Annotated in this window: 23 protein-coding genes; all 23 read left to right on the top strand. The window is 54.3% G+C overall.

The window, feature by feature from the left end; translation table 11 throughout:
* Positions 1-313: 313 nt before the first annotated feature.
* The 23 genes from rpsL (at position 314) to rpmD (ending at position 11,467) form a co-directional block, all read left to right on the top strand.
* Entirely contained in the window at positions 314-685 is a 372-nt protein-coding gene (gene rpsL, locus FCN51_RS14945) for a 30S ribosomal protein S12 (RefSeq protein ID WP_003622698.1), read from the top strand.
* 14 nt (positions 686-699) lie between these two features.
* Positions 700-1,176, top strand: coding sequence for a 30S ribosomal protein S7 (rpsG, locus tag FCN51_RS14940; RefSeq protein ID WP_006116053.1), 477 nt, complete (start codon positions 700-702; stop codon positions 1,174-1,176).
* Between the two features lie 90 nt (positions 1,177-1,266).
* Complete coding sequence (tuf, locus tag FCN51_RS14935; RefSeq protein WP_003622701.1) at positions 1,267-2,457, top strand: elongation factor Tu; 1,191 nt, start codon at positions 1,267-1,269, stop codon at positions 2,455-2,457.
* 108 nt (positions 2,458-2,565) lie between these two features.
* On the top strand, positions 2,566-2,874 hold the full coding sequence (rpsJ, locus tag FCN51_RS14930) for a 30S ribosomal protein S10 (protein WP_007282720.1): 309 nt from the start codon (positions 2,566-2,568) through the stop codon (positions 2,872-2,874).
* Between the two features lie 10 nt (positions 2,875-2,884).
* Entirely contained in the window at positions 2,885-3,568 is a 684-nt protein-coding gene (gene rplC, locus FCN51_RS14925) for a 50S ribosomal protein L3 (protein ID WP_003622704.1), read from the top strand.
* A 4-nt stretch (positions 3,569-3,572) separates the two neighbouring features.
* Complete coding sequence (gene rplD, locus FCN51_RS14920; RefSeq protein WP_003622706.1) at positions 3,573-4,187, top strand: 50S ribosomal protein L4; 615 nt, start codon at positions 3,573-3,575, stop codon at positions 4,185-4,187.
* Positions 4,184-4,519, top strand: a complete 336-nt coding sequence (locus FCN51_RS14915) for a 50S ribosomal protein L23 (RefSeq protein ID WP_003622708.1) — start codon at positions 4,184-4,186, stop codon at positions 4,517-4,519. The genes rplD and FCN51_RS14915 overlap by 4 nt, the downstream gene beginning before the upstream one ends.
* A gap of 16 nt (positions 4,520-4,535) precedes the next feature.
* A complete protein-coding gene (rplB, locus tag FCN51_RS14910; protein ID WP_003628218.1) occupies positions 4,536-5,366 on the top strand; it encodes a 50S ribosomal protein L2 in 831 nt (276 codons plus the stop codon).
* Between the two features lie 13 nt (positions 5,367-5,379).
* A complete protein-coding gene (gene rpsS / locus FCN51_RS14905; protein WP_012812769.1) occupies positions 5,380-5,658 on the top strand; it encodes a 30S ribosomal protein S19 in 279 nt (92 codons plus the stop codon).
* Positions 5,659-5,664: 6 nt separating this feature from the next.
* Positions 5,665-6,075: a 50S ribosomal protein L22 gene (gene rplV / locus FCN51_RS14900; RefSeq protein WP_160256256.1), complete on the top strand. Its 411-nt coding sequence runs from the start codon at positions 5,665-5,667 to the stop codon at positions 6,073-6,075.
* A 3-nt stretch (positions 6,076-6,078) separates the two neighbouring features.
* Positions 6,079-6,756 (top strand): 30S ribosomal protein S3, encoded by a 678-nt coding sequence (gene rpsC, locus FCN51_RS14895; protein WP_003622715.1) that lies wholly within the window; start codon positions 6,079-6,081, stop codon positions 6,754-6,756.
* A gap of 18 nt (positions 6,757-6,774) precedes the next feature.
* Positions 6,775-7,191 (top strand): 50S ribosomal protein L16, encoded by a 417-nt coding sequence (gene rplP, locus FCN51_RS14890; protein ID WP_003622718.1) that lies wholly within the window; start codon positions 6,775-6,777, stop codon positions 7,189-7,191.
* Between the two features lies 1 nt (position 7,192).
* Entirely contained in the window at positions 7,193-7,429 is a 237-nt protein-coding gene (gene rpmC / locus FCN51_RS14885) for a 50S ribosomal protein L29 (protein ID WP_003622719.1), read from the top strand.
* Between the two features lie 13 nt (positions 7,430-7,442).
* Positions 7,443-7,712, top strand: a complete 270-nt coding sequence (rpsQ, locus tag FCN51_RS14880; RefSeq protein WP_006116046.1) for a 30S ribosomal protein S17 — start codon at positions 7,443-7,445, stop codon at positions 7,710-7,712.
* Between the two features lie 18 nt (positions 7,713-7,730).
* Entirely contained in the window at positions 7,731-8,099 is a 369-nt protein-coding gene (rplN, locus tag FCN51_RS14875) for a 50S ribosomal protein L14 (protein ID WP_012812770.1), read from the top strand.
* Positions 8,099-8,419, top strand: a complete 321-nt coding sequence (gene rplX / locus FCN51_RS14870; RefSeq protein WP_003622726.1) for a 50S ribosomal protein L24 — start codon at positions 8,099-8,101, stop codon at positions 8,417-8,419. Before rplN ends, rplX begins: the two co-directional genes overlap by 1 nt.
* Positions 8,420-8,429: 10 nt before the next feature.
* Positions 8,430-8,999 carry a 50S ribosomal protein L5 gene (rplE, locus tag FCN51_RS14865; protein WP_003622727.1) on the top strand — a complete coding sequence of 190 codons (570 nt, stop codon included), beginning with the start codon at positions 8,430-8,432 and terminating at the stop codon, positions 8,997-8,999.
* 79 nt (positions 9,000-9,078) lie between these two features.
* Positions 9,079-9,384 (top strand): 30S ribosomal protein S14, encoded by a 306-nt coding sequence (rpsN, locus tag FCN51_RS14860; RefSeq protein ID WP_003622728.1) that lies wholly within the window; start codon positions 9,079-9,081, stop codon positions 9,382-9,384.
* A gap of 9 nt (positions 9,385-9,393) precedes the next feature.
* A complete protein-coding gene (gene rpsH, locus FCN51_RS14855) occupies positions 9,394-9,792 on the top strand; it encodes a 30S ribosomal protein S8 (RefSeq protein WP_003622730.1) in 399 nt (132 codons plus the stop codon).
* A gap of 10 nt (positions 9,793-9,802) precedes the next feature.
* Positions 9,803-10,336, top strand: coding sequence for a 50S ribosomal protein L6 (gene rplF, locus FCN51_RS14850; protein WP_003622732.1), 534 nt, complete (start codon positions 9,803-9,805; stop codon positions 10,334-10,336).
* A complete protein-coding gene (gene rplR / locus FCN51_RS14845; RefSeq protein ID WP_003622734.1) occupies positions 10,336-10,698 on the top strand; it encodes a 50S ribosomal protein L18 in 363 nt (120 codons plus the stop codon). Before rplF ends, rplR begins: the two co-directional genes overlap by 1 nt.
* A gap of 15 nt (positions 10,699-10,713) precedes the next feature.
* The gene (rpsE, locus tag FCN51_RS14840) at positions 10,714-11,289 is read left to right on the top strand and encodes a 30S ribosomal protein S5 (RefSeq protein WP_003622736.1); all 576 of its coding nucleotides are present in this window, start codon (positions 10,714-10,716) and stop codon (positions 11,287-11,289) included.
* On the top strand, positions 11,282-11,467 hold the full coding sequence (gene rpmD, locus FCN51_RS14835; protein WP_003622738.1) for a 50S ribosomal protein L30: 186 nt from the start codon (positions 11,282-11,284) through the stop codon (positions 11,465-11,467). Before rpsE ends, rpmD begins: the two co-directional genes overlap by 8 nt.

Here is an 11,467-nt window from a genome sequence, read left to right as displayed (position 1 = left end):
AGGATCAGGGGAAACCCTGGTCCTTTTTTCATGTACAGCGTACGCAATATCTTTAAGAATCGCAGGGTAAAACTTGACTCCCAGCGGGGGGAGGGTTAGGTAGCAGCCCTCAGCTCTGGATATCCCTGTGGATAGAAAGAGCAATTAGGTTTTCTGTGTGAGTCTAGCATGCGGTTGGCTTCCGGGGTGGAAGCGGGGCCGGATGCCAACATAGCCCCATACAGGCACATGCCTGATGGGATCTTTTTTAATGAAAGTCGGCAGTCAGAAATAATGGCGGCCGGCCGAACTGTGTAAGGATCGGGAAAGGCGCATGCCGACCATCAACCAGCTCATTGCCAAGGGGCGCAAGCCTGCGGTCAAGCGCAACAAGGTGCCCGCGCTGCAAGGATGCCCCCAAAAGCGCGGTGTTTGCACCCGCGTTTATACTACGACGCCAAAAAAGCCGAACTCCGCACTGCGTAAAGTCGCTAAGGTGCGTCTGACGAACGGCTATGAGGTGGTCAGCTATATTCCGGGTGAAGGTCATAACCTTCAGGAACATAGTGTTGTGCTGATCCGCGGCGGTCGTGTGAAGGATTTGCCGGGTGTGCGTTATCACATCCTTCGTGGTGTTCTGGATACGCAGGGTATTGCCAAGCGGCGTCAGCGTCGTTCGCTGTATGGCGCCAAGCGTCCGAAATAAGAGGAAGAACAGGTATGAGTCGCCGTCATCGCGCAGTAAAGCGCGAGATCCTTCCCGATCCGAAATTCGGAGATATCGTTGTCACGCGTTTCATGAATGCGCTGATGTACGATGGTAAGAAGTCTGCTGCAGAAAGAATCGTATACGGTGCGCTGGATGCCATGGTGCGTCGTAGCGGTAACGGTGCGGATGCAGTGGTTCTGTTCCACAGTGCGCTGGACAACGTAAAGCCGGCTGTTGAAGTGCGTTCTCGCCGTGTTGGTGGGGCAACCTACCAGGTGCCGGTTGAAGTTCGCGCAGACCGCCGTCAGGCGTTGGCGATCCGTTGGGTGATTGACGCTGCGCGCAAGCGTGGCGAAAACACCATGCAGGATCGGCTTTCCAATGAGCTTCTGGATGCCGTCAACAATCGTGGCGCAGCAGTGAAGAAGCGGGAAGATACCCACCGTATGGCGGAAGCTAACAAAGCATTCAGCCACTATCGCTGGTAATGAAAGAAGCTGCTGCATTTCCTCTTGCAGTGAGTTTGCAGGGCTTATAACAACTGCATCCCGAATAGTTTTTGGGGCATGGAGTAAAAAATGGCTAAGGCTAAATTTGAGCGGAATAAACCGCACTGCAACATCGGCACCATTGGTCACGTTGACCATGGCAAGACCTCTCTGACGGCAGCGATCACCAAGACGCTTGCAAAGAAGGGTGGCGCTGAATTCAAGGCGTATGACCAGATCGACGCTGCTCCGGAAGAACGCGCTCGCGGTATCACCATTTCCACAGCACACGTGGAATATGAAACCGACAACCGTCACTATGCGCACGTTGACTGCCCCGGGCATGCTGACTACGTGAAGAACATGATCACGGGTGCAGCGCAGATGGACGGCGCAATCCTGGTTGTGTCCGCAGCTGACGGCCCGATGCCGCAGACCCGTGAACACATCCTGCTTGCTCGTCAGGTTGGTGTGCCTGCTCTGGTTGTCTTCCTGAACAAGGTTGACCAGGTTGACGATCCGGAACTGCTTGAACTGGTTGAAATGGAAGTTCGTGAACTTCTGTCTTCCTATCAGTTCCCTGGCGACGATGTGCCGATCATCAAGGGTTCCGCTCTGGTAACTCTGGAAGATGGTGATCCGGAAATCGGTGAAAACCGCGTTCGCGATCTGATGGACGCAGTTGACTCCTACATCCCGCAGCCGGAACGTCCGGTTGACCGTCCGTTCCTGATGCCGATCGAAGATGTGTTCTCCATCTCTGGTCGTGGCACCGTGGTAACGGGTCGTGTTGAACGCGGCGTGATCAATGTTGGTGACGAAATCGAAATCGTTGGTCTGAAGCCGACGACGAAGACAACCGTAACCGGTGTTGAAATGTTCCGTAAGCTGCTTGATCGCGGTGAAGCTGGTGACAACATCGGCGCTCTGCTGCGTGGCACGAAGCGTGAAGATGTGGAACGTGGTCAGGTTCTGGCAAAGCCAGGCTCCATCACGCCGCATAAGAAGTTCAAGGCAGAAGCTTACATCCTGACGAAGGAAGAAGGTGGCCGTCATACGCCATTCTTCACCAACTATCGTCCGCAGTTCTACTTCCGTACGACTGACGTGACGGGTGTTGTGCACCTGCCAGAAGGCACCGAAATGGTGATGCCAGGCGACAACTGCGCTATGGAAGTCGAGCTGATTGCTCCGATCGCCATGGATGAAGGTCTGCGTTTCGCTATTCGCGAAGGTGGCCGCACGGTTGGTGCTGGCGTTGTTTCCTCCATTATCGAGTAATCGATAGAGGATATTGAGCCTAAGTGGCCCCGACCGATTCATTTTGGTCGGGGTCTTACTTGGCGGCCGGGATTCCCCGGATAGGTAAAGTGTTGGACTAAAAAACAAATGGACAACCAGAACATCCGCATTCGCCTGAAAGCGTACGATCATCGGGTGCTGGACAACAGCACGAAAGAGATCGTGAATACGGCGAAGCGTACGGGTGCGCGGGTTCGGGGTCCTATCCCGCTGCCTACGCATATCGAACGGTTTACGGTTAACCGTTCTCCTCACGTTGATAAAAAGAGCCGCGAGCAGTTCGAAATTCGAACTCATCGCCGTCTGCTCGACATTGTTGAGCCCACTCCGCAGACCGTGGACGCTCTCATGAAGCTCGACCTCGCCGCTGGCGTTGATGTCGAGATCAAACTCTAAGGTCCAGACGATGCGCACCGGATTGATCGCAAAGAAGTTGGGCATGTCCCGACTGTTCAAGGAAGATGGCACGCATGTGCCTGTTACCGTCCTGCATGTTGATGATGTGCAGGTGGTTGATGTCCGTAACCAGGAACGGGACGGCTACGTAGCTGTTCAGCTGGGTATGGGTAAAGCCAAGGTGAAAAACGTAACCAAGCCGAATCGTGGGCATTTTGCTCGCACGAAGGTGGAGCCCAAGCAGGCGCTTCGCGAATTTCGTGTGGCTGATGATGCCGCTCTTGAGGTTGGTGCTACCCTTTCAGCTTCTCACTTTGTAGTCGGCCAGAAGGTTGACGTTACGGGTGTGAGCAAAGGTAAGGGATTTGCTGGCGCAATGAAGCGCTGGAATTTTGCTGGTCTTGAAGCCACGCATGGTGTGTCCATTTCGCACCGTTCGCATGGTTCGACCGGTAATCGCCAGGATCCCGGCAAGACCTTTAAGAACAAGAAGATGGCTGGTCATCTCGGTGATGAACGCGTGACCACCTTGAATCTGGAAATCGCAGCGGTCGATCCGGAAAAGAATCTGATCATGGTTCGTGGCTCCGTGCCAGGAGCGAAGAACGGTGTTGTTCTGATCCGTGACGCCATTAAAAAAGCCCGCCATGGTGACGCGCCTTATCCGGCCGGCCTCGTGAAGGCGGAGGGCTGAGGTCATGGAAATCGAAATCAAGACGCTAGACAACAGCAGCGCTGGTTCTGCAACGCTTCCGGACGAAATTTTCGCCGTAGCACCGCGTGCAGATATCATGGCTCGTGTTGTGCACTGGCAGCTGGCAAAACGCCGCGCCGGCACACACAAGGTGAAGGGCATGGGCGAAGTGTCCGGCACCACCAAAAAGCCGTATCGCCAGAAAGGCACAGGCAGCGCCCGTCAGGGTTCATTGCGTGCGCCGCAGTATCGTACCGGTGGGGCAGTGCATGGCCCGGTTGTGCGTGACCACGGTTACGATCTGCCGAAAAAAGTGCGTCGCCTTGGTCTGATCTCTGCGCTTTCTCAGAAGGCGAAAGACGGCAAGCTGATCGTGCTGCAGTCTGCTTCTGGCGTTGATAAAACCAGCGAACTGGCAAAGAAGCTGAAGTCTCTGGGTTGGACATCTGCACTGATCGTGGATGCAGCCGTGGATGAGAACTTCGGTCGTGCCGCCCGTAACCTGCCCAAGATCGACATTCTGCCGACCATTGGTGCGAATGTTTACGACATTCTGAACCACGAGGTGCTTGCTATTACGCAGGCCGGCCTTGAAGGACTGAAGGAGCGCCTGGCATGACGAATATTCTTGCCATTCGCAAGAAAGCCGAGCGTCTTTCCCGTGAAGCAATGTACGATATCGTGCGTACACCTGTGATCACGGAAAAAGCTACGGCGCTTTCTGAAAAGAACCAGGTTGTTTTCAAAGTGGCAATGTCCGCTACGAAGCCTGAAATCAAGGTTGCGGTGGAAACGCTGTTCGGGGTCAAGGTTGTTGGTGTCAACACCTTGGTTCAGAAGGGGAAAACCAAGCGCTTTAAAGGGCGTGTTGGGCAGCGTTCCGACGTGAAGAAGGCGTTCGTTCAGCTTGCGGAAGGTCAGTCCATTGACCTTACCGCCAAGCTGGCGTGACCGAAGGTAGAAATTCATGGCTCTGAAGCACTTTAATCCTGTCACGCCAAGCTTGCGTGGTACGGTGCTGGTTGATCGTGCTGACCTTTGGAAAGGTAAGCCGGTCAAACAGTTGACCGAAGGTAAAAACAAGACAGGCGGCCGTAATAATAACGGTCGTATCACTTCCCGTTTCCGTGGGGGTGGTCATAAGCAGTCTTACCGTTATGTAGACTTCAAACGTCGTAAGTTTGATGTTCTGGGTACGGTGGAACGTCTGGAATATGATCCGAACCGCACCGCGTTTATTGCGCTGGTGAAGTACGAAGATGGTGAGCTTGCATATATCCTGGCTCCGCAGCGTCTGAAGGTTGGTGACAATGTCATCGCTGGTGCACGCGTGGATATTAAGCCTGGTAATGCTATGCCGCTGGCTTCCATCCCGGTGGGAACGATCATCCATAACATCGAGCTGAAGCAGGGTGCAGGCGGTAAGCTGGCACGTTCTGCTGGCACATATGCCCAGCTCGTTGGTAAGGATTCCGGCTACGCCCAGATCAAGCTGCAGTCTGGTGAGCTGCGTGTTGTTCGTGGTGAGTGCATGGCTACTGTTGGTGCCGTGTCCAACCCGGATAACATGAACCAGCACATGGGTAAGGCAGGGCGTTCCCGTTGGTTGGGTCGTCGTCCTCACAACCGTGGCGTGGTGATGAACCCTGTTGATCACCCACATGGTGGTGGTGAAGGCCGTACGTCTGGTGGCCGTCATCCGGTTACGCCGTGGGGCAAGCCAACCAAAGGGTATAAAACTCGGGTCAACAAGCGGACGGACAGTCTGATTATCCGTCGTCGAAAGACCGGCAAGTAAGGGGCAATAGAAGATGGCACGTTCCGTCTGGAAAGGCCCGTTCGTCGACGGGTATCTGCTGAATAAAGCTGAGGTATCCCGCGCGTCGGGTCGTAACGAAGTGATCAAGATCTGGTCTCGTCGTTCTACAATTCTTCCGCAGTTCGTCGGTCTGACGTTCGGTGTTTATAACGGTCAGAAGTTCCTGCCCGTACAGGTTACGGAAAACATGGTCGGACATAAGTTCGGCGAATTTTCCCCTACCCGTACATTCCACGGGCATGGCGCTGACAAGAAGTCTAAGCGGGGCTAAGCAGAGATGAGCAAGCCGAAGCATCCGCGCACACTCGCGGAAACAGAAGCGCAGGCAATTACGCGCAACATCCGGGTTAGCCCCCGCAAGCTGAACCTTGTGGCCGGCCTGATCCGCAACAAGCCTGCTTCCCAGGCCGTTGCAACGTTGACGTTCTCTAAGCGCCGTATCGCTCAGGAAGTGAAAAAGACGCTGGAAAGCGCAATCGCTAACGCTGAAAACAATCACCAGTTGGACGTTGACCAGCTGGTGGTGAAGACAGCTGAAGTTGGAAAATCCATTGTCATGCGGCGTTTCCATGCCCGTGGCCGTGGGCGTTCTGCTCGCGTTGAAAAGTTTTTCAGTCACCTGAAGATTGTTGTAGCTGAACGGGCTGCTGAGCCTGAAGCAGCTTCTTCCGAACAGAAGGCGGCCTGAGGTATGGGACATAAAGTCAATCCAATCGGGCTGCGGCTCGGTATCAACCGCACGTGGGATAGCCGGTGGTATGCCGATTCCGACTATTCAAAGCTGCTTCATGAAGATCTGAAGCTGCGTGCATTCCTGCGCCGCAAGCTGGTTGGCGCTGGTGTGTCTCGTGTCGTTATCGAACGTCCGGCTAAAAAGCCCCGTGTTACCATTTACGCTGCCCGTCCGGGTGTTGTGATTGGTAAGAAGGGCCAGGACATCGATGCGCTCCGTAAAGAGCTGACGCGTATGGCTGGCACGGAAGTTGCGCTGAACATTGTTGAAATCCGCAAGCCGGAAATTGATGCAACATTGGTTGCAGAAAACATTGCTCAGCAGCTGGAACGCCGCGTGGCTTTCCGTCGTGCAATGAAGCGTGCCGTGCAGTCTGCAATGCGTTTGGGCGCACAGGGCATTCGTATTAACTGCTCTGGTCGTCTTGGTGGTGCAGAAATCGCACGTATCGAATGGTATCGTGAAGGTCGTGTGCCTCTGCACACCCTGCGTGCTGATATCGATTATGGCACAGCCACAGCAAAGACCACCTATGGCACTTGCGGTGTAAAAGTCTGGATCTTCAAGGGCGAAATTCTTGCTCATGATCCGATGGCTCAGGATCGCCGGGCGGCCGAACAGGCTCCTCAGCGCTGAGGAGAGGGATAAAACAACATGCTTTCCCCGAAGCGGACAAAATTCCGTAAAGCCCACAAAGGCCGTATCCACGGCCTTGCTAAAAGTGGCACCACGTTGAACTTCGGTACGTTTGGACTGAAGGCTCTTCAGCCGGAACGTATTACGGCACGCCAGATTGAAGCCTCCCGTCGGGCTATCACACGTGCCATGAAACGTGCAGGTCGCGTCTGGATTCGTATTTTTCCTGACCTTCCGGTCTCGACAAAACCTGCAGAAGTGCGTATGGGCTCCGGTAAGGGTTCCCCCGAATTCTGGGTGGCCCGTGTGAAGCCAGGTCGCATTCTGTTCGAGATCGAAGGTGTACCCCCTGAACTGGCGCGTGAAGCGTTGGCTCTGGGTGCAGCAAAACTGCCGATCAAGACCAAGTTTGTGACCCGAATTGGAGATGCGTGAGATGGTAAAGGCAACTAAGCCAGCCGATTTGCGCGCCAAGACTCCAGACGAGCTCGAAGCTCGTCTGGTTGAATTGAAGCGTGAGCAGCTTAATCTGCGTTTCCAGCAGGCCACGGGTCAGACTGAAGCGCAGAGCCGTATGCGTGCGGTGCGTCGTGAGATTGCACGAATCAAGACGATTGCAGTGCAAAATGCAAAGACTGCAGCAGGTGCAAAAACATCTGCTGCCAATGCCTGAGGAGAGTTAGCCGATGCCAAGGCGCGTCCTGACCGGGCGTGTGACCAGCGATAAGATGGACAAAACCATTACGGTTCTTGTTGATCGTCGCGTCATGCATCCGCTCTATAAGAAATTCATTCGTCGCTCTAAAAAATATGCGGCGCATGATGAAGAAAATATCTGCAAGGTTGGTGACTCCGTGCGGATTGTTGAATGTCCGCCTATTTCACGCCGCAAGACGTGGACTGTGATTTCCCGCAACGGCGAAGTCGTTGGTGCGGAAGCCGGTGCATCGGCCTAACGTAAGGATATTTAGGTTATGATCCATCCCGAGACCAACCTTGACGTAGCCGATAATTCCGGCGCACGTCAGGTGCAGTGCATCAAGGTGCTGGGCGGCTCCAAGCGGAAGTCCGCCTCGGTCGGCGACGTGATCGTCGTTTCCGTCAAAGAAGCTATCCCCCGCGGGAAAGTGAAGAAGGGCGACGTTCACCAGGCTGTTATTGTACGGACTTCCTATCCAGTTCGTCGGCCTGATGGTAGCGCTATCCGTTTCGATAAAAACGCAGCCGTGCTGATCAACAAGCAGCAGGAACCAATTGGTACGCGTATTTTTGGGCCGGTTGTGCGTGAATTGCGTGCGAAGAAGTTCATGAAGATCATCTCTCTTGCGCCGGAGGTGTTGTAATGGCTGCCCGTATTAAAAAAGGCGATACGGTTGTCGTCATCAGCGGTTCCTCCAAGGGAACGCAGGGAGAAGTTCTGGAGGTTCGTCCTTCCGAAAACCGTGCTGTTGTTCGTGGCGTGGCGCTGATTAAGCGCCATCAGCGTGCGCGCCGCATGGGTGAAGAAAGCGGGATTATTACCCGTGAAGCGCCCATTCACCTTTCTAACCTGAAGCTGATTGATCCGGCCTCTAAAAAGCCCACACGTGTTGGCTTCCGAGTGCTGGAAAACGGCAAAAAAGTTCGCATCGCTAAGGCGACCGGCGAAGCTATTGAAGGTTGAGGGGCTACGAATGAGTGCGAAACAGGAAGGTCGTTCTCTGCCGCGCTTTCAGCAGCGGTATGAAAGCGAACTGCGTGCCAACCTGCGCAAGCAGTTTGGTTACAAAAATGAAATGCAGGTGCCTCACCTCGAAAAAATCGTCCTGAACATGGGCGTGGGTGAAGCTGCTGGCGATCAGAAGAAGCTGGATGCTGCTGTTGCAGAAATGGCTCTTATTGCTGGTCAGAAGCCTGTTAAAACAGTGGCGAAGAAAGCTATCGCGGGCTTCAAGATCCGTGAAGGTCTGCCGATTGGCTGTAAGGTCACTCTGCGCCGTGCACGGATGTATGAATTCCTTGATCGTCTGGTAACCATTGCTATGCCACGCATCCGCGATTTCCGCGGTCTGCCGGCTACCAAAGGTTTTGACGGTCGTGGTAACTTTGCTCTGGGTCTGAAAGAACAGATCATCTTTCCTGAAATCGAATACGATAAGGTAGATGAAATCCGCGGCATGGACGTGGTGTTTGTTACCAGTGCAAAGACAGATGCAGAAGCCAAGGCCCTGCTTAAGGCGTTTGATCTTCCCTTCTTGGGGTGATACAGACCCTTCTGGGTGTTTTAATGTGTGATCTTGGAAAACCGTCGAAGGTTTTCGAAGGGTTCCGGAGGTAATTTGTATGGCTAAGACTTCTGCCATTCTGCGTAACGCAAAGCGCGCGCGCATGGCGGCACGGGATAAAGAGAAGCGGGTAGCTCTCAAAAATATCGTTATGGATCGTTCTCTTCCCGTGGAGGATCGGTTTGATGCGTCTTTGAAGTTGGCTGAACTGCCGCGCAATGGTTCGCGCGTGCGGGTTCGTCTGCGTTGCAAGCTGACAGGTCGTTCTCGCGGTAACTACCGTAAGTTTGAACTGTGCCGTATTGCTTTCCGTGATCTGGCATCTGAAGGCCAGATTCCGGGCGTGGTTAAAGCAAGCTGGTAAGGGCGCGAGATGTCACTTTCTGATCCTTTGGGTGATATGCTCACCCGTATTCGTAATGCTCAGCGTGCGCGTCACAATGCTTGTGTTGCTCCGGCTTCCAAGCTGCGCGTGAGTGTTCTGGAAGCTCTGCAGCGTGAAGGCTACATTCGTGGCTATAAGCGTGAAGATGTCCGTAAGGGTATTGCTCAGCTGCATATCGAGCTGAAATACACTGACGGTGAGCCGGTTATCCGCGAAATTCAGCGCGTTTCACGCCCTGGTCGTCGCGTATATTCCAAAATTAAGGAACTTCCTCGCGTTTGTGCAGGTCTGGGTGTTTCCATCCTTTCCACACCGCGTGGTGTTCTTTCCGATGTTGAGGCTCGTGCTGCCAATGTTGGCGGTGAAGTCCTCTGCCGTGTTTTCTAAGGAGGGGTAAATGTCACGCGTAGGCAAGTATCCTGTTGAAGTGCCGGCAGGGGTAACCATCGCTATTGCAGATGGTGTTCTGAAGGCCAAAGGAAAGTTGGGGGAGCTGGCTCTGCCGCTTTCTTCACATGTTTCCGTTGATGTACAGGATGGAAAGGTTGTTGTGCAGCCAGTGGGCACCGCTGCTCAGGCTCGCATGATGTGGGGCACAACTCGTGCTCTGATCGCAACGGCTGTTAAAGGGGTTTCGGAAGGTTTTTCCAAAGCTCTGGAAATTAACGGCACAGGTTACCGTGCAGCTGTGCAGGGTTCCAATCTGGTGATGAACCTTGGGTTCTCCCATGATGTTGTGTATCCGATTCCTGCAGGCATCAAGATTTCTACGCCGCGTCCGACGGCTATTGTGGTGGAAGGGATCGATAAGCAGCGGGTTGGCCAGGTGGCCCTTGATATCCGCAGCTTCCGTAAGCCTGAACCTTACAAGGGCAAAGGTGTTCGGTACGAAACGGAAACCATTCGTCGTAAGGAAGGCAAGAAGAAATAATGAGCACTCAGCAGGAATTGCGGAACCGCCGTCGGGCGCGTCTCCGTTTTCAGCTGCGCCGCAAAGCAGGTGGGCGCCCGCGTCTGTCTGTTTTCCGGTCTGGCAAGAACATTTATGCTCAGGTGATCGACGATGCGCAGGGCCGTACTCTGGCCTCAGCGTCCTCCTTGGATAAGGAGCTGCAGGCGGATCTGAAAAAAGGTTCCACGCAGGAAAGCGCTGGCGCTGTCGGTAAGCTGGTTGCACAGCGCGCCGTTGCTGCAGGTGTATCTCAGGTCGTGTTCGACAGGGGGTCTTATCTTTATCACGGGCGCGTCAAGGCCCTGGCAGAGGCGGCCCGTGAGGGCGGTCTCTCCTTCTGAGGAAAGGATCACGGAATGGCTCGTGAACCAAGAGAAGGCGGTCGAGGCGGCCGTGAGCGTGAACGCGAAGGGGATGAACTGGTCGACAAACTGGTAACCATCAATCGCGTTGCGAAAGTGGTTAAGGGTGGTCGTCGGTTTGCTTTCGCTGCTCTGGTTGTTGTTGGTGACCAGAAGGGGCGTGTTGGCTACGGTGCTGGTAAGGCGCGCGAAGTTCCTGAAGCAATTCGTAAGGCTACGGAACGTGCTAAGCGTGGCATGATCCGTGTCCCGATGAAGGAAGGCCGTACACTGCATCATGATGTTGCTGGTCACTTCGGTGCTGGTAAGGTTGTGCTGCGGTCAGCCGAAGCGGGGACGGGGATCATCGCTGGTGGTCCGATGCGTGCTGTGTTCGAAAGCCTTGGTATTAACGATGTGGTTGCGAAGTCTCTGGGTACCCGGAACCCGCACAACATGGTTAAGGCAACTTTTGATGCGCTGACACGTTGTGCAAGCCCACGTTCTGTAGCTAGCCGTCGCGGTAAGAAGGTTGCTGAAATCTTCGGTAAGCGTGAACAGGCTGCTGCTGCGGAGGCCGCTGATGTCTGATAAAAAAACCTTTAAGGTTGTGCAGATTGCGTCCGGTAACGGACGTAAGCCTGGGCAGCAGGCAACTTTGATCGGTCTGGGTCTGAACAAGATTGGCCGTGAACGCGTTCTGGAAGATACTCCGTCTGTCCGGGGTATGGTACGCAAAGTGGCCCACCTGGTGAAGGTGGAGGATTGA

Origin of the sequence: Acetobacter pasteurianus, assembly GCF_009914215.2 — a bacterium.
Lineage (GTDB): Bacteria > Pseudomonadota > Alphaproteobacteria > Acetobacterales > Acetobacteraceae > Acetobacter > Acetobacter pasteurianus.
The sequence above is the reverse complement of the archived record's forward strand: the minus strand, read 5'-3'. Positions and strand labels throughout refer to the sequence as shown.

What these genes read in the sequence shown, in the direction of transcription:
- rpsL (WP_003622698.1), top strand. Translation starts at nt 314, where the DNA reads ATGCCGACCATCAACCAGCTCATTGCCAAGGGGCGCAAGCCTGCGGTC.
- rpsG (WP_006116053.1), top strand. Translation starts at nt 700, where the DNA reads ATGAGTCGCCGTCATCGCGCAGTAAAGCGCGAGATCCTTCCCGATCCG.
- tuf (WP_003622701.1), top strand. Translation starts at nt 1,267, where the DNA reads ATGGCTAAGGCTAAATTTGAGCGGAATAAACCGCACTGCAACATCGGC.
- rpsJ (WP_007282720.1), top strand. Translation starts at nt 2,566, where the DNA reads ATGGACAACCAGAACATCCGCATTCGCCTGAAAGCGTACGATCATCGG.
- rplC (WP_003622704.1), top strand. Translation starts at nt 2,885, where the DNA reads ATGCGCACCGGATTGATCGCAAAGAAGTTGGGCATGTCCCGACTGTTC.
- rplD (WP_003622706.1), top strand. Translation starts at nt 3,573, where the DNA reads ATGGAAATCGAAATCAAGACGCTAGACAACAGCAGCGCTGGTTCTGCA.
- FCN51_RS14915 (WP_003622708.1), top strand. Translation starts at nt 4,184, where the DNA reads ATGACGAATATTCTTGCCATTCGCAAGAAAGCCGAGCGTCTTTCCCGT.
- rplB (WP_003628218.1), top strand. Translation starts at nt 4,536, where the DNA reads ATGGCTCTGAAGCACTTTAATCCTGTCACGCCAAGCTTGCGTGGTACG.
- rpsS (WP_012812769.1), top strand. Translation starts at nt 5,380, where the DNA reads ATGGCACGTTCCGTCTGGAAAGGCCCGTTCGTCGACGGGTATCTGCTG.
- rplV (WP_160256256.1), top strand. Translation starts at nt 5,665, where the DNA reads ATGAGCAAGCCGAAGCATCCGCGCACACTCGCGGAAACAGAAGCGCAG.
- rpsC (WP_003622715.1), top strand. Translation starts at nt 6,079, where the DNA reads ATGGGACATAAAGTCAATCCAATCGGGCTGCGGCTCGGTATCAACCGC.
- rplP (WP_003622718.1), top strand. Translation starts at nt 6,775, where the DNA reads ATGCTTTCCCCGAAGCGGACAAAATTCCGTAAAGCCCACAAAGGCCGT.
- rpmC (WP_003622719.1), top strand. Translation starts at nt 7,193, where the DNA reads ATGGTAAAGGCAACTAAGCCAGCCGATTTGCGCGCCAAGACTCCAGAC.
- rpsQ (WP_006116046.1), top strand. Translation starts at nt 7,443, where the DNA reads ATGCCAAGGCGCGTCCTGACCGGGCGTGTGACCAGCGATAAGATGGAC.
- rplN (WP_012812770.1), top strand. Translation starts at nt 7,731, where the DNA reads ATGATCCATCCCGAGACCAACCTTGACGTAGCCGATAATTCCGGCGCA.
- rplX (WP_003622726.1), top strand. Translation starts at nt 8,099, where the DNA reads ATGGCTGCCCGTATTAAAAAAGGCGATACGGTTGTCGTCATCAGCGGT.
- rplE (WP_003622727.1), top strand. Translation starts at nt 8,430, where the DNA reads ATGAGTGCGAAACAGGAAGGTCGTTCTCTGCCGCGCTTTCAGCAGCGG.
- rpsN (WP_003622728.1), top strand. Translation starts at nt 9,079, where the DNA reads ATGGCTAAGACTTCTGCCATTCTGCGTAACGCAAAGCGCGCGCGCATG.
- rpsH (WP_003622730.1), top strand. Translation starts at nt 9,394, where the DNA reads ATGTCACTTTCTGATCCTTTGGGTGATATGCTCACCCGTATTCGTAAT.
- rplF (WP_003622732.1), top strand. Translation starts at nt 9,803, where the DNA reads ATGTCACGCGTAGGCAAGTATCCTGTTGAAGTGCCGGCAGGGGTAACC.
- rplR (WP_003622734.1), top strand. Translation starts at nt 10,336, where the DNA reads ATGAGCACTCAGCAGGAATTGCGGAACCGCCGTCGGGCGCGTCTCCGT.
- rpsE (WP_003622736.1), top strand. Translation starts at nt 10,714, where the DNA reads ATGGCTCGTGAACCAAGAGAAGGCGGTCGAGGCGGCCGTGAGCGTGAA.
- rpmD (WP_003622738.1), top strand. Translation starts at nt 11,282, where the DNA reads ATGTCTGATAAAAAAACCTTTAAGGTTGTGCAGATTGCGTCCGGTAAC.